The 20518-nt window shown below is 58.5% G+C and carries 20 protein-coding genes; 9 read left to right on the top strand and 11 right to left on the bottom strand.

Features of this window, described 5'->3' with window-relative positions; translation table 11 throughout:
* Positions 1 to 166: 166 nt before the first annotated feature.
* From BN1012_RS04330 to BN1012_RS04280, 10 genes are all read right to left on the bottom strand, one after another.
* Positions 167 to 1531, bottom strand: coding sequence for a sensor histidine kinase (locus BN1012_RS04330; protein WP_043948675.1), 1365 nt, complete (start codon positions 1529 to 1531; stop codon positions 167 to 169).
* Positions 1521 to 2192: a response regulator transcription factor gene (locus BN1012_RS04325; protein ID WP_043948674.1), complete on the bottom strand. Its 672-nt coding sequence runs from the start codon at positions 2190 to 2192 to the stop codon at positions 1521 to 1523. The genes BN1012_RS04330 and BN1012_RS04325 overlap by 11 nt, the downstream gene beginning before the upstream one ends.
* 15 nt (positions 2193 to 2207) lie before the next feature.
* On the bottom strand, positions 2208 to 2585 hold the full coding sequence (locus tag BN1012_RS04320) for a PepSY domain-containing protein (protein WP_145973418.1): 378 nt from the start codon (positions 2583 to 2585) through the stop codon (positions 2208 to 2210).
* A 106-nt stretch (positions 2586 to 2691) separates the two neighbouring features.
* Positions 2692 to 3363 (bottom strand): nitroreductase, encoded by a 672-nt coding sequence (locus BN1012_RS04315; RefSeq protein WP_043948672.1) that lies wholly within the window; start codon positions 3361 to 3363, stop codon positions 2692 to 2694.
* Between the two features lie 40 nt (positions 3364 to 3403).
* Positions 3404 to 4447, bottom strand: a complete 1044-nt coding sequence (locus BN1012_RS04310) for an acyl-CoA dehydrogenase family protein (RefSeq protein ID WP_043948671.1) — start codon at positions 4445 to 4447, stop codon at positions 3404 to 3406.
* 6 nt (positions 4448 to 4453) lie between these two features.
* Entirely contained in the window at positions 4454 to 5605 is a 1152-nt protein-coding gene (locus BN1012_RS04305) for an acyl-CoA dehydrogenase family protein (RefSeq protein WP_043948670.1), read from the bottom strand.
* A 77-nt stretch (positions 5606 to 5682) separates the two neighbouring features.
* Positions 5683 to 6489 carry an SDR family NAD(P)-dependent oxidoreductase gene (locus tag BN1012_RS04300; RefSeq protein WP_043948669.1) on the bottom strand — a complete coding sequence of 269 codons (807 nt, stop codon included), beginning with the start codon at positions 6487 to 6489 and terminating at the stop codon, positions 5683 to 5685.
* Between the two features lie 390 nt (positions 6490 to 6879).
* Positions 6880 to 7680, bottom strand: a complete 801-nt coding sequence (locus BN1012_RS04290) for an SDR family NAD(P)-dependent oxidoreductase (RefSeq protein WP_043948667.1) — start codon at positions 7678 to 7680, stop codon at positions 6880 to 6882.
* A 103-nt stretch (positions 7681 to 7783) separates the two neighbouring features.
* Positions 7784 to 7975, bottom strand: coding sequence for a hypothetical protein (locus BN1012_RS04285; RefSeq protein WP_145973417.1), 192 nt, complete (start codon positions 7973 to 7975; stop codon positions 7784 to 7786).
* Positions 7976 to 8353: 378 nt separating this feature from the next.
* A complete protein-coding gene (locus BN1012_RS04280; protein WP_043948665.1) occupies positions 8354 to 8839 on the bottom strand; it encodes a YcgN family cysteine cluster protein in 486 nt (161 codons plus the stop codon).
* Positions 8840 to 9031: 192 nt separating this feature from the next.
* Here BN1012_RS04280 and BN1012_RS04275 point away from each other — a divergent pair, with 192 nt between their 5' ends.
* The 9 genes from BN1012_RS04275 (at position 9032) to BN1012_RS04235 (ending at position 18037) form a co-directional block, all read left to right on the top strand.
* Entirely contained in the window at positions 9032 to 11350 is a 2319-nt protein-coding gene (locus BN1012_RS04275) for a transglycosylase domain-containing protein (RefSeq protein ID WP_052534546.1), read from the top strand.
* Positions 11351 to 11449: 99 nt separating this feature from the next.
* The gene (locus tag BN1012_RS16645; protein WP_052534543.1) at positions 11450 to 12058 is read left to right on the top strand and encodes a DUF1214 domain-containing protein; all 609 of its coding nucleotides are present in this window, start codon (positions 11450 to 11452) and stop codon (positions 12056 to 12058) included.
* Positions 12055 to 12582, top strand: coding sequence for a DUF1254 domain-containing protein (locus BN1012_RS04265; RefSeq protein ID WP_043948664.1), 528 nt, complete (start codon positions 12055 to 12057; stop codon positions 12580 to 12582). The genes BN1012_RS16645 and BN1012_RS04265 overlap by 4 nt, the downstream gene beginning before the upstream one ends.
* An 89-nt stretch (positions 12583 to 12671) precedes the next feature.
* Complete coding sequence (locus BN1012_RS04260) at positions 12672 to 13721, top strand: ABC transporter substrate-binding protein (RefSeq protein WP_052534542.1); 1050 nt, start codon at positions 12672 to 12674, stop codon at positions 13719 to 13721.
* A gap of 38 nt (positions 13722 to 13759) precedes the next feature.
* On the top strand, positions 13760 to 14533 hold the full coding sequence (locus tag BN1012_RS04255) for an ABC transporter ATP-binding protein (RefSeq protein WP_043948663.1): 774 nt from the start codon (positions 13760 to 13762) through the stop codon (positions 14531 to 14533).
* Positions 14530 to 15342, top strand: coding sequence for an ABC transporter permease (locus tag BN1012_RS04250; RefSeq protein WP_043948662.1), 813 nt, complete (start codon positions 14530 to 14532; stop codon positions 15340 to 15342). Before BN1012_RS04255 ends, BN1012_RS04250 begins: the two co-directional genes overlap by 4 nt.
* Before the next feature lie 174 nt (positions 15343 to 15516).
* Entirely contained in the window at positions 15517 to 15834 is a 318-nt protein-coding gene (locus tag BN1012_RS04245) for a DUF2849 domain-containing protein (RefSeq protein ID WP_043948661.1), read from the top strand.
* 51 nt (positions 15835 to 15885) lie between these two features.
* The gene (locus BN1012_RS04240; RefSeq protein ID WP_043948660.1) at positions 15886 to 17544 is read left to right on the top strand and encodes a nitrite/sulfite reductase; all 1659 of its coding nucleotides are present in this window, start codon (positions 15886 to 15888) and stop codon (positions 17542 to 17544) included.
* On the top strand, positions 17531 to 18037 hold the full coding sequence (locus BN1012_RS04235) for a DUF934 domain-containing protein (RefSeq protein WP_043948659.1): 507 nt from the start codon (positions 17531 to 17533) through the stop codon (positions 18035 to 18037). Before BN1012_RS04240 ends, BN1012_RS04235 begins: the two co-directional genes overlap by 14 nt.
* On the opposite strand, the gene BN1012_RS04230 is transcribed toward BN1012_RS04235, so the two are convergent.
* Positions 18004 to 20436, bottom strand: a complete 2433-nt coding sequence (locus BN1012_RS04230; protein ID WP_171815906.1) for an autotransporter family protein — start codon at positions 20434 to 20436, stop codon at positions 18004 to 18006. The genes BN1012_RS04235 and BN1012_RS04230 overlap by 34 nt on opposite strands.
* Positions 20437 to 20518 lie beyond the last annotated feature (82 nt).

Genomic DNA, 20518 nt, shown 5'->3' with positions numbered 1-20518 from the left:
GCACCATTAATGTTTTTCGGATGACGCTGGCCGCCAATGACTTTGGGGAGTCTTTGGGCATGAGGGGCATAGAGGAGGAGCCCGCGTCATCCGATGAACAAACATTAGGGAAGATGAATTGAGGCTGGGGTGAACCGCATATTCATATGCGGTTCATTTTGAGGCGTCAGGCCGCCAAAGGCAGGGAAAGCCTGGCTTTTACGCCCCCTAAAGGCGATGCGTCGAGTTCGAAAGAGCCCTGATAAAGCCCGGCAACGTCCTCAACGATGGACAATCCAAGGCCTGATCCGGGGACCGACTCGTCAAGCCGTGCACCGCGTTTGAGGACGCGGGCGCGCTCTTCTTCGGATAGGCCAGGCCCATCATCCTCAACGGTAATAACCACCTGCTCAGCAATACGTTCTGCATGAACAGAAATGCGACCGTCGGCCCATTTGAATGCGTTATCTAGGAGGTTGCCGAGCAACTCCTCCAGATCCTGGCGCTCACCACGAAAATCCAGGTCCTCAGGACACTCGACTGTCACGTGGTAGTCGCGATCCCGATGAATACGCTTGAGCGTTCGCACAAGGTCATCACTCACAGACGCCACTGATGCGCGCGCGCCGAGCACACTGCCTGACGCGGCGGCACGCGCACGGACGAGATAATGATCGACTTGCCGCCGCATCAGATCCGTCTGTCTGCGAACAGTATCGCCCAGCATTTTTGCATCAGCCGGTTGAGCGGCATGCGGTGACCCGGCTTCATTGGTGAGAACGCTCAGGGGTGTCTTTAGTGCATGCGCCAGATTGCCCACATGTGTGCGGGCACGCTCGACTATCTGCGCATTGTGATCCAGCAGCTTGTTCATCTCATCCGCGAGAGGGGCAATTTCGGATGGGAGTTCCCCGGTCAACCGTTCAGCGCGGCCAGAGCGAATGTCCGTCAAACCTTCTTCAACGGATCGTAATGGGCGCAGGCCATAGCGTACCTGGATGAGCAGAGCTCCAATAAGGCCAACGAGCAGAATGCCGACAGCAAATGCAATAGTGCCATTGAACGCTTCTGTCTCGCGCTCGATGTCATCCACGGCACCTGCAACGATGAATGTAAATTCTCTTGAGGCGCCCGGCAGGGTCACATCACGGGCGACGATCCGCAGTGTTTGACCCTCTGGCCCGATTGCTTGTCCACGGCGCGGACCGGGCTCGTCAGTTGCCTCGGGAATTGGAAGTTCCTGATCCCAAATACTGCGCGATCTGAGCAGCACCTGCCCGTCGGAAGCATTGGTCACCTGCCAATACAGGCCGGAGAAAGGACGTTCAAAACGGGCTTGCGTGAAGCGCCTGCGCAGGACCAAGCGGCCCTCAGGGCCGATTTCGGCATCTGCTATCAACCCGCCAAGCAGCACGTCGGTGCGGGCATCAAAGCTGCTTTCCACACTTTCGCGGAAAGCTGATGCGAGTAGAAGGCCACCGCCGACCAGAATGACCAGGCTCCAGATGGCGGCACCCGCCACCAGCCGGAAGGCGAGTGAATTAGGCCGCATCTTCCGGCTGAGCGAGGCAATAGCCAAGGCCTCTGACAGTCTGGATAAGATTGACGCCAAGCTTTTTCCGAACACGGCCTACAAATACCTCAATCGTATTGGAATCACGATCGAAGTCCTGATCATAGAGATGCTCCACCAGCTCGGTGCGAGACACAACCCGTCCTTTGTGCATCATCAAATAGGCCAGCAGGCGGTATTCAAGCGCCGTCAGCTTGATGGGATTGCCATCAATGGAGACGCGCGCAGCCCGCGTGTCGAGCCGCAGAGGTCCACACTCGAGGTCAGACGTCGCATGACCCGCCGCCCGGCGCACCAGGGCACGGAGGCGTGCAAGCACTTCTTCGACGTAAAACGGCTTGGCAACATAATCATCGGCGCCGGCGTCAAAGCCTGCAACCTTGTCGCTCCAGCGGTCACGCGCTGTGAGAATAAGGACTGGTGTCTTGATGCCGGCACGGCGCCAGCGTTCAAGAACGGTCACACCATCAAGGGCCGGCAGACCAAGGTCCAGCAAAATGGCATCGTACGGCTCGGTCTCACCAAGGAAGTGACCCTCCTCACCGTCAGCAGCGGAGTCCACTGCATAACCGGCATCTGTCAGTACAGTGACCAACTGGCGGGAGATATCCACATCGTCTTCAACCACTAGAACGCGCATAACCTGCCTCGTCTCTTATCTGCCGTGCACACGAAGTACACGACCGGATTTTCCATCAACGATCACATCAACAACAGAGTCGTTCGCACGGATCAGCTTGAGGCGATAAACACCGGTGCGATCGTTGAGATCGACTTCCAGCAGTTCACCGCCGCCAATTTCCCGGCGAGCGATACCCAGAACTGTCTCAAGCGGCAGAACGTCACCGTTCTGCACCACGCGCCACGAGCTGTTCGTGCGCTCCTGAGACTGCACATTGTCGTTGAGGGGAAGAAAGCCATTGTGGCTGTCGGCGTGCGCGGGAAGTGCCGCGAACAAAGACAGCGCCAGCAGAGCGGCAAGCCCTGACCGGAGGAGCGCGATGGCTGACTTATGTTTGATCGTTGTCCACATGAGATGCATTTCTAAGGAAGGCCGCGTGAACCCTACATGAACATGAACGAAAGACAGTCTTCACTGCAAAAACAGCAGCAAATGAGCCATTTTTTCTGAACGAAGGCTAAATTCCCTTGAAACTCACAAACTCTTCTAGGGGCGCACGCTCCGTTCTCAGCGTGTTTATTGGCTCATCTTCATCGCGGTAGCCGATTCCCAGGCCACAAAAGAGCATCTGCTCGTCCGGAATGCCGACAAACTCACTGACTGTCTTGTACCAGATCGCCCACGCCTCCTGGGCGCATGTATCAAGGCCGTGTTCGCGCGCGAGGAGCATGACCGACTGGATGAACATGCCCAGATCAGACCACTGACCTTCCTGCATCGTGCGATCAATGGAGAAGAAGAGAGCCACCGGCGCATCGAAGAACTGGAAGTTCTTGGCAAACTGAACCAGCCGCCCGGCCTTGTCTTCGCGGGTAACATTTATGCTCGCATACATATCCTCGCCGACCTTGTAGCGGCGGGACTTGTACGGCTCCTTCAGCGACTTGGGATAGATGTCGTACTCGGTCCCCTCTCCGAAGGGATTGTCCGGGAGCTTGTCTGCGATGATCTTCTTAAAGTTCTTCAGTTCGTCACCGCCGACAACATAAACATGCCAAGGTTGCAGATTGCCCCCAGATGGCGCGCGTTTTGCTGTTTCCAGCAACTCGACAATGGTCTGGCGAGGGACTGGCGTGTCCTTGAAGGCACGGCATGTAAAACGACTGTCGAGAGCTTCAGAGACTTTCATGGGACGGTTCCTCAAATGTGGAAATTTGTTCGTCTTGTTTTTAGCGCGCCGTGACTGTCGCCCAAAGGCTATGTCCACCACCCTCAATTGCATTTTTGCCAAGCCGTTGGGCCCAGTGGGCCGCCCCGCCATATTCCGGCCCCCAGGACCATAGTCTGCGTGTCCAAAAATGCAGGCCGTGCTCATAGGTGAACCCGATGGCGCCGTGGGTCTGATGGGCAATGGAAGCGCCTATTTGCGCTGCATCCGACGCGCGGACCTTGGCAGCAGCAATATCGAACTCCGCAGCATTTGGGTCTGCCAGAACGGCGCGGGCGGCGGCATCGACAGCTACGCCAACAGATGCGGCGTGGGTGGCGAGTTCGGCAAGTTGATGTTGCACAGCCTGGAACTTGGAAATCGGGCGACCAAACTGAACCCGCTCGCCCGCGTATTGCACGGCCTGAAGAAGAACAGATTGCAGGGCGCCTGCAATGGCAGCAGACCGGGCAAGGGCCCCGAAGAGCATCGCCGAATTGTCGGGCAGACGTGCAAGGCCCGACGCGATTGCGGCGCCAGATACTGACACTTGCGCCACGCTTTCGCGTGCGATGGTTGAATTGGCCTGTCCGACCTGAGGGTTGGCAAACAACGCGACCTGGATGCCGCCATCGGTCTCATCGGATGGCGACACTGCAACCACATGGGTGCAATTCGCCGCAAAAGGCACGTCCTGCATTGGCCCGGCGAGGGCCACACCTTCAGGTCCGGACGTGAGTTGCGCAGATGCAAAAGTGACCGGTCCATCGGGCACGTCGATGCCTGCCTGATCCAAAAACCAATTTGCGAGAATTGTTTCTGCCAGCGGCAAAGGCACCGCATGGGTTCCGCAGGCCTTGAGAAGAACAAGAGCATCAGGCCATTGCGCTCCTGCGCCACCGCGCGCCTCGCTGACCAAGACTCTTGGGAAGCCGTTCTCTTCAACGGCGTTCCACACGTCCTGAGGCCAGTCACCCTCTTCCGCTGCGATGCGGACCTGCTTTGTCAGCTTATCCGTGAACAGACGGTTGGCGGTGTCCGTCAGCATTGTCTGAAGTTCGTTCATGATCGGCTACCTCAACCCCAGACCGCGGGCAATGATGCCGCGTAGAATTTCCCGCGTGCCACCGCGCAACGAGAACGACGGTGCATTCTGAACGAGGTAAGCGGCTGCTTCATCAAGCCCTCCTGTTCCCAGATGAAAGGGACGTTCGAGCAAATCTGTTGCGAGGCCGGGCATGCGCTGTTCAAGGACTGCTCCCAAGTCCTTGACCACGGACGCTTCAAGGGCCGGGTTCTGACCGGCTTCCAGCATCCCGGCAACCGAGACAGACATCTGACGCAGGGTTGAGAGCTCCGCAACAACGCGACCGATTTCAATCTCGTCGCGCTCCCTGGCGGTTCCCTTGTCGCCAAGCTCCTGGACGAGTTCAACCATCAAAGGATAGCAGGACAGATAGCGTTCCGGCCCCGAGCGCTCATAAGCGAGTTCGGCGGTTACCTGCTTCCAGGCGCCGTGGGTCTCGCCCACACGCTGGCTGTCGGGTACCAACACGTCTTCAAAAATCACTTCGTTGAAATGCGCGTTGCCCGACAGGTCCTTGATTGGACGGATGGTGATACCCGGGGTGTCCAGATCAACCAGAAACTGTGTCAGTCCGCCGTGGCGATTGCCTTCTTCTGTTGCCGTTCTGAAAAGGGCAATCATGACATGGGCGCGATGAGCGCCTGACGTCCAAAGCTTGGTGCCGTTGACGCGCCAACCTTCTTCGGTCCGCTCTGCTTTTGTGCGCACGGAGGCAAGGTCAGATCCTGAATCAGGCTCGCTCATCCCAATGCAAAAGAAGCTTTCGCCGCTTGCGATCTTGGGCAGATATTTCTGGCGCTGTTCTTCTGTTCCGTAATTCAGGAGGAGCGGCCCTGACTGGCGGTCGCCAATCCAATGGGCTGCGACAGGCGCGCCGGCAGAGAGCATCTCCTCCAGCATCACGTATCTATCAAGAGCGGATCGCTCCTGGCCGCCATATTGTTTGGGCCACGTCATGCCGATCCAGCCCTTCTGGCCGAGCTTGCGGCTAAATTCCGCATCCCAACCCATCCAGGTTTCAGCCCGTTTTCGGGCGGGGAAGCCGTCGAGCTCGGTTGCCAGGAAAGCGCGAATGTCATCGCGAAGCGCTAACGCGCTGTCGGGCAACTCGCACGGGTCAAATCGGAATGTCTGCATGATGAAGTAATGCCAAGGATTGGAGGTTTGCTCATGATTGCCGAAGACTGTGCCCCGGCACTCCCTGACAGAGCAAGCTAGAGCGAAAGGCCCCCGGCGCCACCATCCACACGGAGATTGACGCCCGAGATATGACTTGCCGGTTTGCTGGCCAAAAACAGGACGCCAGCGGCAACCTCTTCACGTGTCGACATGCGACCGGATGGGTTGCCACCGCCCATTTCTTCCATGGCGCGTTTTTCAATCTCCGGCCAATCAGAACCCCAGCCTTTTCTCTGCGCACGCGTCCTAAAATGCGCTTCGACTTCATCGGTTCTGATCAGCCCGGGGCTCACCAGGTTCACAGTAATCCCGTGAGGCCCCAACTCGCGCGCGAGACTTGCGGACGCTGCGGCAAGTGCGCTTTTCGCAGCATAGTAATGCGGGGTTCGCGCCGCCGGCTGCACGGTGCCCAAAGTGCCCAGATTGACGATGCGGCCGAAATGCTCCGCCTTCATGTGTTCGGATGCCAAAGCAGACAGACGGACCATTGAAAGCACATTGCGTTCATAGTCAGCGTGCCATGTTTCAGCCTTGGTATCGGCCCAACGGCCCGGCGCGACCCCGCCCCAATTGTTGATGAGGATGGAGGGTGCGGCCGCATTCTCGATCGTGCCAGCCATAGCCTGATGGGCGCCTTCATCGGTTGTCAGGTCGCCCCAGACTGAAAGTGCCTCATGCCCTGCATTCTGAATTTGGTGCACGACGGTATCCGAATCACCCTGAGCGGGACCATGCACCGCAACCCGGGCGCCTTCTGCCGCAAGCATGGACGCGATGATGGATCCGGTGCCGCGATGTGCCCCGGAAACCAATGCAACTGTGCCAGTCAGACCAAGATCCACGTCAGCCGCTCCCAAACGAAGGAGCGTAGATGGCTACTCCAGAGCTTGTGGCATGCCGTAACTGCGCTCGCGGCGAATGCGTGCGCGACGACGGTGGGACAAGACTGCTCGCACGGCGAACCCCACGGTGAACCCGGCCACAAAAACGGCGACCAGAACAAACAGACCCTGCATCATGTGACGCGACCCATTTGGTGGCATTGAGAACTGCGGCATAGGACGTTTTTTTCGACAAACGGGAGTTTCCTCTCGTTCGCGCAACGCTTACAGCCACCAGTGATCTTGCCACGGTGAATGTGTCCTGGAGTTTCCTATCCGCCACCAAGTCTATCTGCATTTGGCTGACTGGCAAGCGTCGACACGTACCAACCGGGCCGCTCAGAGCAAATGTCATCGAGCTGTCAAGCCACCGTCAACGACCACTTCGGCCCCCGTCATGAATGCAGAATCCTCGCTTGCGAGGAAAACAACGGCGTTTGCAACATCTTCCGGCAAACCAAGCCGGCCGAGAGGATGCAGCATGGTGACGAGTTCTGTCGCTTCGTTGTCGGACACACCCATGTTGCTTGAGAACTGACCAACCAGATCCCGCCCCATATTGGTATCGATAACGGCGGGGTGGATTGAGTTGGCGCGGACCTTGGCTTCGCCATCTGCCCCTTCAAGAGCCAGCGATTTTGTAAGGAGGCGGACTGCGCCTTTGGACGCGTGATACGCAGTACCACCAGCAGCACCAATGAGGCCGGCAACAGACGACAGGTTGACGATGGATCCACCGCCCCGCCATTTGCCCGCGCGTTCACGAATAGCTGGCAAGGCCGCCTTGCAGCCAAGGAACACGCCATCGACGTTGATCGACATCATCTGTCGCCAATCGTCGAGACTGATCTCCGCGATGGGGCGGTTGTAGTAAATGCCTGCGTTGTTGACGAGAACATCAAGACCGCCAAAGCGTGCCACCGCTTCTTCAACCGCTGCGGCCCAATCGTCTTCCGACGTAACGTCATGGTGGATGTAGTGTGCCTGACCACCGTTTGCGGCAATCGCGTCCGCGGTCTCGCGACCCTGATCATCCAGAATGTCAGTCAACAATACACTGGCACCGGCCACTGACAGCCTTTTGGCTGCTTCAGCGCCAAGACCACGCGCAGCACCTGTTATGAGGGCAACTTTCCCATCGCAGCGGTTCATCCGCTTTCCTCCCGATTTGTTTTTCAGGAGCGATGGTGGGCGGGCAGACGCGCGCGGTCAACCGCAGCGCGTGCATCGTGTGGGGGTTTTTGGTGGGGAGCTTTTAGTCTGACGCAAGCGAGGCGGCAGAAACGATGACACGAGGTGTGTCATGGGCCACGCCGTAGGTCACGCCGACATGGAGACCAGCTGCAAAGGCACCACCGGTCATCGAGGCAAGTATCAGCCCCGCGAGGAGCGTCGACGCGCGCGGTCCGCGGCGCTTCGACGGAAAGAACATCATACGTTTCGACATTGCATTTACCCAGCAAGTACTCTCAGGACCAAGCGATACCAAGCTCGTGTCCTTACCAGGACTGACTATGCATGAATGCCTATTAAGAAAACGCAAATCGGCCGAATGAAATTTGGCATAAAATCGGACTTCGAATGACCTTTGAAATCCATTGCTGCCAAGGCGTCTAAGGCCTGTAGAACATGAGGTTGAATGCCGAAGAGGTTGGCCTTGCTGCAGCCGCCCAGTCAGGTTCAATCCAATGCTTATGAAACAGCGTCGCGCCGAAGGTCGGGTCCGACGCCCTACCCGTCAAAATCTTCCAGAATGCCGAAATGGTCTGTCCGTTCTGTGGTCAATCAAAAAATTACATATTTCGTACTTTTTGTTCTATCACGCCTATTCGTCGCCGTCCTCCCAAATCGCCAGATAGTCTTCCAGCTCGTCTTCTGGGATGCCTTCTTCGCTGATGACCTTGCCCTGGACTGAGATGCCGGACAGATGGATGCTCTCGGGATCGCCTGAAACCAGTGGGTGCCAGCTCGCCAGGCCCCTGCCCTCGGCTAGGCGGCGGTAGGCGCAGGAGGTTGGCATCCATTTTATCGCAGCCACGTTGCCCGGGGTCAGTTTGATGCAGGTGGGGACATGTTTTGTACGGTTTGCGTAATCTGTGCAGCGACACAGATCCTGATCCAGCAGGTGGCAGACGATGTTGGTGGTTTCGATGTCGCCAGTGTCTTCATCTTCCAGCTTGATGAGGCAACAGCGGGCGCAGCCATCGCACAGGCTTTCCCACTCTGACGTCGTCATGTCAGCCAGCTGCTTGGTTTCCCAGAATGGCTGGACCCCGGTGCTATCGGGGCTGGATGGTGAACGGCTGTTCATCGTTTACCTCAAATTGTCGAAATTCTTTGTTTGCCGCGGCATTCCAACTAGTTTTGGCCAACTAGTTTTGCCAGATATTTTGGGGGTCGCGGTGCGGTCCAAATAGGATTTAAGCTGACCAATACCGTCCCGCGGTCGTGCGGGACAGACCTAAAATTGAGTGCAGGGTCTTAACAGGGCCTTTTGGGGACGATGGGGACGTACACCAGCAATCGCGACAGCGAGCGGCAGGGCTCGTGGCCGCCGACGGGATCATCACATCCCGCGGATGCTCAATCGCGCGTTGATTTCGTCAGCAGTGACCGGTTTGACGATACGCCGGACCTGGCACTGGGCTATGCGCCGCTTGCCACATCGGGTGTCCGACCGAACAAGGATCAAAAACTCGACGATGACGCAAAGGCCATACGGCGCGGACGCATGGGCGGCGGATTTCGGCTGATGCTGTTTTCGTCTTTCGCGACGCTGTTGCTCATTTTCATGTTGCCACTGGCGCTGGGGCTGCCGGGCAAGGTGGACCCGTGGTCCATCCGCAGCATTGCGAATGGCGATGTGAACGTCACCTTTCTGGACGGCAATGGTGACCTGCTGGCTCATCGCGGCTATCGACAGGAAGAAACTGTGCCCTTGTCAGAGATGCCGCCCTATCTGGTGCAGGCGGTGCTTGCGATGGAAGACCGGCGTTTCTACCGGCACTGGGGCGTCGACATTCTGGGTGTGCTGCGTGCGGCACAGGCCAACTTTGCGGCCGGCGGCATCGTGGAAGGTGGCAGCACCATCACCCAGCAGCTGGCGCGCAACCTGTATCTCGACGGGTCACGCACCTTTACCCGCAAGGCACAGGAGGCAGCGCTGGCCTTCTGGCTGGAGCAGCAGCTGACCAAGGATGAAATTCTCGAACTGTATCTCAATAGGATCTATCTGGGCGCCGGGGCGTATGGCGTCGAGGCGGCCTCCAAGGTGTATTTCAGCAAGAGCGTGCGTGAGCTGACCGTCAGCGAAGCGGCGCTGATTGCCGGATTGCCCAAAGCCCCGGCACAGCTATCGCCCGCAAAAGACCTTCCCCGGGCACAGGACCGCGCGGCCCTGGTTCTGGAGAAGCTGGAAGAGACCGGCTGGATGACGGCTGCCGAGATTGAAGCGGCGCGCGCGGCCCCTGCAATTGTTGAGCTGGAGGAACGGTCACCGGATATACGGGCGTCCTACTTTGTGGACTGGGTGTATTCGCGCATGCCGCTTTTTGTAGACGGGCCCCCGCGCGAACTCGTGGTGGAAACGACCTTCGACCCGGAGCTGCAACGCATGGGTGAAGAAGCACTGGCGGCCACCTTCGATGGATTACGCAGCAATGCCAAAGTGGATCAGGGCGCGCTTGTGGCGCTGGACCATAATGGCGCTGTGAAAGCGATGGTCGGCGGGCGGGATTATCTTGAAAGCCAGTTCAATCGCGCGACCCAGGCCATTCGTCAGCCGGGGTCCGCGTTCAAGCCACTGGTGTATATGGCAGCGCTTCAAAACGGCTACACGCCCTATAGCGGCATTGTGGATCGGCCGGTGCGGATCAATGGGTGGAAGCCCCTCAACGCCAACAGGCGCTATAGCGGCTGGATGCAGATGCGCAATGCCATTGCCTATTCGGTCAACACCATTGCGGTTCGTGTTGGACACAAGGTGGGGCTGGACAAGGTGGCGGACTATGCCCGGGCGTCAGGCATAACGACACCGCTGCCCGCACACCCGTCACTGGCGCTGGGTGCCATGGGCACGCGTCTTTATGAACTGACAGGCTCCTATGTGCCCCTGGCAAATGGCGGCTATGAAGCGCCGGCATATGGCATCACCCGCATCTCCAATGTGGAGGGCGATGTGCTCTATGAGCGCGCGCGCAACATCATCGGCGCCATGCCGCCACCCTATCGGGAAAACAATTCCGGTCAGGAGCAGGTGGATGAGGATGCCGTGATGACTCCCATCCTGAACAAGGTCGCCACCACGCGCGATGTTCAGACAATGACCAAGATGCTCAAGCGGGTGATCTCCATCGGTACCGGCAGGAGAGCCTCTTTGGGGGCACGCGAGGCTGCGGGCAAAACCGGCACCACCAATGACAATCGCGACGCATTGTTTGTTGGCTACACGGCTGATCTTGTGGCTGGTGTGTGGATGGGCAACGACAACAACTCGGAAATGGATCGCGTATATGGCGGCACGTTGCCTGCGACGACGTGGGCCAACTTCATGACGGCGGCCCATGAGGGCAAGCCTAAGCGCAAGATCTACACACCCATCTGGGTCGCGCCGCATCCCTCGCAGTACAAGGAGCCCGAGCCTGTGGTCGAAGAGGTTCCGATGGTGGAGGCGCCTGCCGTTCCAAACTACGCAGCCCTGCGCGGCAAACTGAACGGACTATCAAGTGCGCTGGCCGCAGCGGTGCCTCTGGAGGCGCCAGAGCCAGTTCGCACACGGTCGCGCGGGATGGATCGCAGCGTGTTTCGGAGTCGCGATGACTGACGGGGTTAACCGTGGCGCGATCGAGCGCTGGAAAACCAAGACAATGCGCGCCTAAACTCCCTCAAACCCGCCTGGCATCCAGAAGGCTCTACGCAATCCATGTTCCGCCTTGCATCTTTTTTGAAGTTGACCGGTGTCTTGCTGTTTGCGGTCGTCGTCGGCGCGGGCTCTGCGTGGTGGGCCATTATGGGTGCGATCGAGGCATCGGGCGTAAAGAATGGCCCGTGGTACACCTCGACCGCGATTGGCTCAGCAGCGTCTGATCCTTATACGCGGGCGCAAATTGCCCTAACCGGGCTGCTGGCTCTCAACAAGTCGGAAGCGGTTTACTTCACCGCGACGCAGGATGATGACGGCAGACCGTTGAGCGGTGCGTGCACCTATGAAGTGACGGGGCGCAATCTGGCGGCGCGCTGGTGGAGCATCACCGCCTATGGCAGCGACCACTATTTGATGCACAACGAGCAGGAACGGTTTTCCTACAATGTGGCATCGCTTGGTCTGCGTTTTGCGCCGATTGCCAAGTGGCGCATCAACGTTTCTGCCAGCGAGCAGCAAAGCAACTGGCTGCCAGTGAAGAAGAATGACTTCTTCTCGCTGACATTGCGGCTGTACAACCCGTCCGCGCAGATCATCGGCAACCTGGAAAGCGTCGGCCTGCCGGAAATCAAGCGCGTGTCGTGCACGGAAGAGGGAGCGGCCTCATGAAAACCTGGCCGCTTTGGATTGGCGCCGCCATCGTGCTGTCGCTTATCGTCCACATACTGACGGTGCTGCTGGTGCCGCCCAGCGTGATGACCCTTGCGATGATCCGCATGGCGGATGCCGATGCGGACACGCGCGTGTTGCATACACCACCGCCGGACGCCTCCGCGCGCACGGTTGTGCGTCCAAGCCCGGACCTCGCCTATTCCATCTGCCTGTTCGACATGGCGGAAGGGCCGATGCTTGTGAAGGCCGCTGTGCCGGAGACCTATTGGTCTGTCTCAGCCTTTGCGCACAACACGGACAATTTCTTTGTGGTCAATGATCAGCAGGTTGAGGGCGATACGCTTGAGCTATTGATCCGCCGCGAGGACGACGAAGTGACCGGCTTTGACGGCATACCCGTTTCCTTTGCACCAACCGACAAGGGCGTGGTGTTGATGCGGATGCTTGTCACGGATCGCGAGAACTATCTCGAGCTTGATCCGGTGCGGCGCAACGCGACCTGCGAAACCCTGACGCGCTAGACCCTATTCCCCCTTGCGTTGACTAGTGGCAGCCGTCGGTGAGCGTGCTAGTTTCCTATGACTATCTAATGCCGCAGGGGAGTTCGCGCATGGGCAGGCTAGGGCTAATTGGTGCCGGTATCGCAGCCGTGGTGTTGATCGCGCTTGGGATGTGGCTGACCGAACCCCAATCTCTCACCGACGATGGCGGCACCCAGCGCATTACATTCGCCACTGACTGGAAGGCCCAGGCCGAGCATGGCGGGTTTTACCAGGCGGTTGCCAAAGGCTTCTATGCCAAGCGCGGGCTGGAAGTAGAAATTCTGCCCGGCGGACCCGGTGTGAATGTGCCTCAGCTCATGGCCGGCGGCGCTGTTGATTTCGGCATGGGATCCAACAGCTTTATTCCATTGCGCATTGTTGAGGCCGGCATTCCCGTGCGCGCGGTGATGACCGTGTTTCAAAAAGACCCGCAGGTCCTGATTACCCATCCGCGTGAGGACGTGGCATCGCTGGCAGACATGAAGGGGAAACCCATCATGATTTCTGACGCAACCATCAGTGCGTTCTGGGTATGGCTGAAGGCGAAATATGATTTCAGTGACGATCAGATCAGAAAATATACCTACAACCTGGCGCCGTTTCTGGTGGACGAGACCGCCATCCAGCAAGGCTATGTGACATCCGAGCCTTACACGATTGAAAAGGAGGGTGGCATTGCGCCGGAGGTCTATCTGCTGGCGGACAATGGCTATCCAGGTTACGCGACCATGGTGCTGGCGCCCAATGCGTGGATTGAGGAGAGCCCGGAGGTCATTCAGGCCTTCGTCGATGGCACCATCGAGGGATGGTACGACTATCTCTACGGCGACCCGGAACCGGCCAACGCGCTGATCCTGCAGGACAACCCGGAGATCACGGCTGACGTTCTGGCGCAGGCACGTGAAAAGATGCTGAGCTACGAGCTGGCGACAGGTGGCGACGCAAAGACGCTTGGTCTTGGTGCCATGACAGAAGATCGCTGGCGCACCTTCTTTGAAGTCATGTCCGCCAATGGCGTGTATGAAGCTGATCTGGATTGGCGGGCGGCGTTCACCAGCGAGTTCGTCAACAAGGGACCGATGGACATGCCGGGACTGCCCGCGGCCCAAGGCAACTAGGCAATTGGGCAACTAAGCAATTGGGCAACTAGGCAGCCGTGAGCAGCACACTCCTTACACTGAATAATATTGGCCGGCGGTTTGCCGATGGCACAGCTGCGCTTGCGAACATCTCCGCCGATATTGAGGCAGGGAGTTTCGTCTCGCTGGTTGGGCCATCGGGTTGTGGCAAGAGCACACTCCTGCGCTTGATCGCCGGGCTGGATGAGCCAAGCTCCGGCAGCATCACATGGACCAACGGGCAGCCGGATGATGTTGGTTTCGTGTTTCAGGATTCGACTTTGATGCCATGGGCTACGGTTGCGGACAATGTGTGGCTGCCGCACCGGCTGCGGGGACTATCCAAAGAAGACGCCCAGCCGCTCATTGCTGAAGCATTGGAGCGCGTTGGACTGGGCGGGCGGCAGAGTGCCTATCCGCGCGAGCTGTCCGGCGGCATGAGGATGCGCGTCTCAATCGCGCGCGCCCTTTCGCTCAAGCCACGGGTCTTGCTGATGGACGAACCATTTGCAGCCCTCGATGAGATCACCCGCGAAAAACTCAATGAAGACCTCAATGATCTGTGGGCGGAGCATAAGTGGACAGTCCTCTACGTCACGCACAGTGTCTATGAAGCTGCGTTCCTCTCGACACGCATTTTGGTGATGCCTGCGCAGCCAGGGCGTTTCGTAGCTGATGTCGACGTTGATGCACCGGCTGACCGAGGGGATGGCTGGCGCGCAAACCAGCACTTCGCGCAGATATCGGCTGACGTAACGGCACAACTCAGGGCTGCTGCGGGTCTTGCGCTTCCATCCCGGCAGGCCTCATGACCCATGGATCACCATTGCGTGCGGATGGCGCATTGATGCGCTGGGGACTGCCCGTCCTGTTCGGCATTGCTGTTCTCGCAGTGTGGGAAATTCTGGTCCTCCAGCTCGAAGTCCCGGCCTATGTGTTGCCCGGACCATTGGCGATTGGCGATGCTTTGGTGAATGGCTTTGGCTCACTCATGGGATCGTTGTGGGTGACGTTGCGCATCACACTGCTGGCTTTCTTCCTTGCCCTTGCACTGGGGACAGGGTTTGCGGTGCTGTTTACCGAAAGCCGGCTGGCGGCGCGCGCGCTCTATCCTTATGCGGTTGCTTTGCAGGTGACGCCTATTGTCGCGATTGCGCCGCTCATTCTGATCTGGGTCGGGCTGGACAATGCGGAAGCGGCGGTGACCATTCTGGCCGTCATTGCCGCCTTCTTTCCTGTTCTCGCCAACATGACGGCGGGTCTTCGCGCGGCGGACCAGAACCTGATTGACCTGTTTCAACTCTATGGGGCCAGCCGGTGGCAGATCATTACCGGTGTCCGCCTGCCCTCCGCCCTGCCCTATCTGCTGTCGGCCATGAAGATTTCCGCAGGCCTGGCCCTGATCGGCACTGTGGTTGCCGAATTCGTAGCAGGTTCCGGCACATCCACCGGCCTGGCCTGGCGGATTATCGAGGCGGGAAACCGGCTGCAGGTGGCGCGCATGTTTGCCGCGCTGGTTCTCCTGTCCTCCTTGGGCATTGTCCTGTTTTTTGTGTTGTCTGCGCTGGAGCACTATTTGCTGCGGCATTGGCACGACAGCGCAGAAAAAGGCGCGAAATGACCGTTATCACGTAATTTTTGTGTGGTTCCTTTATTTTCACACAAATATTGACGGATAATTGCGTATTCCCCATGTTCCAGATAGACGTGGCGCAGCAAAATCACCACCTCGCGAGACGCGTCTCGACATGCGTTGCGACACGCGACTAATCCACACTGATCGACTTGGAATTTCATGGCCCAACACATCAACAAAAAAGCCCGGTTTCATTCGCTGACGGCCAATCGGCTGCTGGATGGCGAGCCGGTTTATCTGACCAGTGACAATGGCTGGTCCGAGGTGCTGACGGATGCCGTTATTGCAGACGGTAAGGACGAAGGCGCCAAGCTGATGGATGTGGCTGCGCAGGCTGTAAAAGACCAGCACGTTGTGAACCCGTATCTGTTTGATGTGGATGTGGATGGCACAACGCCGAAGCCGATTAGTGTGCGCGAACAGATTCGTGCCACGGGCCCGACCGTGCGCCTCGACCTTGGCAAACAGGCCTCCTGAGTGACACTCGCCGGCCCGAGTTGGGCATGGGCACAAAGTTAGAGACAGACCATGTATCGCTACGATGAATTCGACCACACCATCGTCAAGGAACGCGTCACGGAGTTCACCGGACAGGTGAAGCGCCGTTTGGCCGGCGAACTGACGGAAGACGAGTTCAAGCCGCTGCGGCTGATGAATGGTCTTTACCTGCAGTTGCATGCTTACATGCTTCGGGTGGCCATTCCCTACGGCACACTGTCAGGCACGCAGATGCGGATGCTGGCCCATGTGGCGCGCAAATATGACAAGGGCTACGGCCACTTCACCACGCGCCAGAACATTCAGTACAACTGGCCGAAGCTGAAAGACGTGCCGGACATTCTCGCGGACCTTGCCACCGTTGAGATGCACGCGATCCAGACATCTGGCAACTGCATCCGCAATGTGACGTCAGACCAGTATGCGGGTGTTGCCGCCGGTGAAATTGATGATCCGCGCGTCTGGGCAGAAATTCTTCGTCAATGGTCGACGTTCCATCCCGAATACACATTCCTGCCGCGCAAGTTCAAAATTGCAGTGACGGGTCACAGCAATGACCGTGCGGCCATCAAGATGCACGATGTGGGCATCATCATTGTTGAAGGGGATAACGGCGAGCCGGCGTTTGACATCTATGCCGGTGGTGGCCAGGGCCGCACGCCGATGGTGGCGCATCTTGTGGGCCAGAAAATTCCGGCCCGCGACCTGCTGCACTTCATGGACGCCATCATGCGCGTCTACAACATGCATGGGCGCCGCGACAATCTCTACAAGGCGCGCATCAAGATCCTTGTGCATGCTCTGGGTGCGGAAGAATTTGCCCGCCAGGTGAAAGAAGAGTTCGCCAAGGGCGGCGCAGGCGAAGACCTCAAGCTGCCGGATGGCGAAATTGAGCGCATTCGCGCCTACTTCGCGCCACCTGCTTACGAAACGCTGTCGGACAGCGACGCTGGCTACGAAAAAGCATTGGCTGAGGACAAGGCGTTTGCCCAGTGGGCGCGCACCAACCTCGCCGACCACAAAGTGCCGGGCTATTCGATCGTCAATGTATCGCTGAAGCCGATTGGCGGCATTGCCGGTGATGCGTCCGACGCGCAGATGGATGCGGTTGCTGATCTCGCCGAGACATACAGCTTTGATGAAGTGCGGGTGACGCACGAACAGAACCTCACCCTGCCGGATGTCAAAAAATCCGACCTGTATGAAGTCTGGAAGCGTCTGGATGCTGCGTTGCTGGCGACCCCGAACATCGGGCTGATCTCCGATATGATCGTCTGCCCGGGTCTCGACTATTGCGACCTTGCCAATGCGCGGTCGATCTCCATCGGCCAGATGATTTCGGAGCGCTTTGCCGACCTTGATCAGGAGCACGATATCGGTGAGCTGAAGGTCAAGATTTCAGGCTGCATCAATGCCTGCGGGCATCACCATGTGGGCCATATTGGCATTCTCGGCGTCGACAAGAAGGGCGTGGAGTTTTACCAGGTGACACTTGGTGGTTCAGCAGACGAAAACGCTGCCGTGGGTGACATTGTTGGGCCTGCCTTCACGGAAGACGAGATCGTCGGCGCCATTGAGACCATCGTTGAAACCTTTGTGGCGAACCGCAAAGACGGTGAAATCTTCCTCGATACCTACCGCCGGATCGGCATCGACCCCTTCAAGGAGACTCTCTATGCCGCTGCTTAAGGACGGGGTTGCTGTCAGTGACGACAAATGGGTGCGCGTGGACGACGACGCGGACCTGCCGGAAGACTGCCACGCGCTCGTCAGCATGACGCGCTGGCTCAAGGACCGCGACACGCTGCTGACGCGCAACAAGCCGATTGGTGTGGCGCTGGAAAGCAGTGACAACCCGGACGAGATCATGGATGACCTTGACCGGTTCGGCCTCATCGCCGTGGACTTTCCGCAGTTCAAGGACGGACGTGGCTTCTCATACGGACGCCTGATCCGCCATCGCGGCAAGTTTGAAGGTGAGTTGCGGGCTACCGGCGGTGTGCTTGTAGACCAGCTGCATTACCTCGTGCGCTGCGGCTATGACGCAGTGGACGGTGACGCGCGGATTACTGAAGACGCCTGGGCGGATGCGAACAGCCGGTTCAGTGTCGTCTATCAGCCGACAGGCGATGGTCAGAAAACGGCTCTTCAGAAGCGCCAGGTGAATCCTGCTGACGCCTGATGCTGTGTGGTCTCCTCACCAAAGCTGCCTCGGTACCCTGCAACGAGTGACAGGCGGTCTGTCACTTCCACTGAAACTTCAGGAGTGAGCGCGACGGTGCTCCGGTCGGCTGCAAGCGCCCTCGGCTTGAAACTTGCGGCTGCCAAAGGCAATGCGACCGAAACAGCAATTTCGTCTTCTCCCAAAGTATGTTCCCAAGCAGCGTCCATGCCCGCGGTAACGCGAATGGGACCCGCGTTGAATTGTGCTTCCCCTTTGAAGCCAAGACCTGTCTTGGTCTGGTGTGCCTGAGTGCTCCTGACCGTTAGGTTCAGCACGCCGGCGCCTTTCTCAGTGAAGCCACCTTGTTCCGCGTAGATCGAGTTGACCGTCACGAACGGACCGAACCGCGTACCCGCGCGGGACCCAGCACGTATCGAAAGATCATAGAACGCCGCGACGGATGCCATGGCGGTTGCGCCCTGCGTCCTGCCGGTCGCGGTTGAAATGCCGCCACCGATCAAGGGAATCACCCTTGTCGTGTCAGTCTCCTGCCACCCGCCGCCAACGCCGCCGGATAGATCAAGGGCACCCCAGTTCGCAGACGCATAGACACCCGCGAGGTAGCTGCTTGTCTCAGCGTCCGACAATTCGCTGTCGCTTTGCGTGGTCAAGTAGCTCGCGGCCACGCCAAGGGTCCGATTGCCGTGCCCCGCGAGCGACATCTGCGCTCCGACAGCACCCCCATATGTGTCGGTGTCATAGGCGCTGCTTGACGCGGATGCGCCGACTGTACGCGTGGCGCCCAGAGCCGTGCTCCAGGTGTGCCAGCGCATCGCCCTGTGCGGGGATGCGTCCACCATGGTGGACGTTGCATTTGCAGCCACCAGAATACGACCTGTGCCAGGCTGCTTGAACCGAGCGCCGGTGATGTTGCGCATCGGCGTGCCACCACGAGCGCCTGTGAGCAGATGAGAGAACAGCCGCGGCGCATCCAACGCCCCGGCAAGGGATACGGGAAGGATGGTCTTGTCCGAAGTATCAGAATCCTGCTGATAGGTCAGCCGAACGCTGGTGGGTGTGTAAACGGCCGCTATGTCGATATCGGGAAGATTGTCTGAAAGCGTTGCAAACTGACCCGTGACGCCACCAGTCGCGGTGATGATCGTGTATGTCTGGGTCTGGGGAAATGCTGCGGCAGGGTCACCGATCACCTGCAGCGTGGTTCCGTTCGGGCTGATGGTCACCGTGCCGGTTGCAGCGAGCAAGTCGCTGGACCCGTCAGGCGCGATTTCGGCCTGGAATGTGGTGTTGTCCCCAAAGGCGACATTGCCGTTAACGGTGGTTGTGCCGATGGAGTTGCCCGGCGCAAACGTACTTCCTGCCCCGAATACAAGGCCACCGAATGTCCCTGTGCCCTTGAGCTGGCCACCGTTGACCGTCAAGCTTTGCGTTGTAGAACCCGAAAAAGACCAGCTTCCGCCGGTCAGTTCAAAGACGTCGAATCCGAGATACCGGTTTGGATTCACCCCGTCGATGTTATCCAGATCAAAAGTGCCGGCACCTACTCCCCCGAAACGAAGCGTATCCGTGACCCCCGGCGACCTGAATACTGAAACCTGGCCGTTAATGACAGAGGTCGGGTGTATTTCCAGCGTGAGACTGTTAGCCAGAGGGCCGCGGATGGCAATGCCATTGGTTCCCGTAATTGTTCCAGCATTCACAATACTTGTGGGACCAAAATACAAGATGCCGATCTCGCCCTCGATGCGGCCGCCTTGCGCGTTCGTCACCGCCCCTCCTTGTTGAAGATCAATGGCACCGTCCAACGCTGCGGTTGAATCCTGCGCGGTGATTGTTCCTGCGTTTGTGATTGTTCCAGTCGGGCCAAGGAAAGACCTTATGGCCGATCTCCCCCCTGCGATTGTGGCTCCAGCTTCGTTGATGATGGTGTTGTCGCCCTGGGTCTGAATTGCGTACGCGTTGGTGAGCGACTGGATCGTCCCGCCGGCTTTGTTGATGAGCGTCCCCGTCCCTGGCCCTATTCCGAGAAACAGTGCTTGACCGATATTGTGGGTTGTAATCGTTCCGGCGTTTTCCAAGCGGAAGTTGGTATCTACGCCAAAGATTGCTCGGTTTCCGCTCCCCGGGTTCGCAGGGTCATTCTGCACGGTCACGCCCGGGTTGATAATGAGGGTCCAGTTGTCTGCGGCGGCCAGTCCATCAACAATTGCAACTGCTCCCCCGCCCGCAGGTGCTGTCACATTACCTGTCACCGTCGCCGTCGCCCCAGACACTGCAGGACCTGGACAGGTATCCAGATCAACAGTCGTACCGGCAGAGGCGGTAATGGTGTAACTCGTGGTGCTACCCGGCGTGGCCTGAACACAGGCCGCATGAGCCGGTGCTGGGGCAGTCACAATCGCCGCACTTCCCATGAGGGCGCCAAGCCAGGCGCCCACCTGCAGAGAAGACCTGTTCGCTACCGTTAGTACACGACAA

It is taken from the genome of Candidatus Phaeomarinobacter ectocarpi (assembly GCF_000689395.1).
GTDB lineage: Bacteria > Pseudomonadota > Alphaproteobacteria > CGMCC-115125 > CGMCC-115125 > Pyruvatibacter > Pyruvatibacter ectocarpi.
Note: the sequence above shows the minus strand (reverse complement) of the source record. Positions and strands in the feature narration are given on the sequence as shown.

What these genes read in the sequence shown, in the direction of transcription:
- BN1012_RS04330 (WP_043948675.1), bottom strand. Translation starts at nt 1,531, where the DNA reads ATGCGGCCTAATTCACTCGCCTTCCGGCTGGTGGCGGGTGCCGCCATC.
- BN1012_RS04325 (WP_043948674.1), bottom strand. Translation starts at nt 2,192, where the DNA reads ATGCGCGTTCTAGTGGTTGAAGACGATGTGGATATCTCCCGCCAGTTG.
- BN1012_RS04320 (WP_145973418.1), bottom strand. Translation starts at nt 2,585, where the DNA reads ATGTGGACAACGATCAAACATAAGTCAGCCATCGCGCTCCTCCGGTCA.
- BN1012_RS04315 (WP_043948672.1), bottom strand. Translation starts at nt 3,363, where the DNA reads ATGAAAGTCTCTGAAGCTCTCGACAGTCGTTTTACATGCCGTGCCTTC.
- BN1012_RS04310 (WP_043948671.1), bottom strand. Translation starts at nt 4,447, where the DNA reads ATGAACGAACTTCAGACAATGCTGACGGACACCGCCAACCGTCTGTTC.
- BN1012_RS04305 (WP_043948670.1), bottom strand. Translation starts at nt 5,605, where the DNA reads ATGCAGACATTCCGATTTGACCCGTGCGAGTTGCCCGACAGCGCGTTA.
- BN1012_RS04290 (WP_043948667.1), bottom strand. Translation starts at nt 7,680, where the DNA reads ATGAACCGCTGCGATGGGAAAGTTGCCCTCATAACAGGTGCTGCGCGT.
- BN1012_RS04285 (WP_145973417.1), bottom strand. Translation starts at nt 7,975, where the DNA reads ATGTCGAAACGTATGATGTTCTTTCCGTCGAAGCGCCGCGGACCGCGC.
- BN1012_RS04280 (WP_043948665.1), bottom strand. Translation starts at nt 8,839, where the DNA reads ATGAACAGCCGTTCACCATCCAGCCCCGATAGCACCGGGGTCCAGCCA.
- BN1012_RS04275 (WP_052534546.1), top strand. Translation starts at nt 9,032, where the DNA reads ATGGGGACGTACACCAGCAATCGCGACAGCGAGCGGCAGGGCTCGTGG.
- BN1012_RS16645 (WP_052534543.1), top strand. Translation starts at nt 11,450, where the DNA reads ATGTTCCGCCTTGCATCTTTTTTGAAGTTGACCGGTGTCTTGCTGTTT.
- BN1012_RS04265 (WP_043948664.1), top strand. Translation starts at nt 12,055, where the DNA reads ATGAAAACCTGGCCGCTTTGGATTGGCGCCGCCATCGTGCTGTCGCTT.
- BN1012_RS04260 (WP_052534542.1), top strand. Translation starts at nt 12,672, where the DNA reads ATGGGCAGGCTAGGGCTAATTGGTGCCGGTATCGCAGCCGTGGTGTTG.
- BN1012_RS04250 (WP_043948662.1), top strand. Translation starts at nt 14,530, where the DNA reads ATGACCCATGGATCACCATTGCGTGCGGATGGCGCATTGATGCGCTGG.
- BN1012_RS04245 (WP_043948661.1), top strand. Translation starts at nt 15,517, where the DNA reads ATGGCCCAACACATCAACAAAAAAGCCCGGTTTCATTCGCTGACGGCC.
- BN1012_RS04240 (WP_043948660.1), top strand. Translation starts at nt 15,886, where the DNA reads ATGTATCGCTACGATGAATTCGACCACACCATCGTCAAGGAACGCGTC.
- BN1012_RS04235 (WP_043948659.1), top strand. Translation starts at nt 17,531, where the DNA reads ATGCCGCTGCTTAAGGACGGGGTTGCTGTCAGTGACGACAAATGGGTG.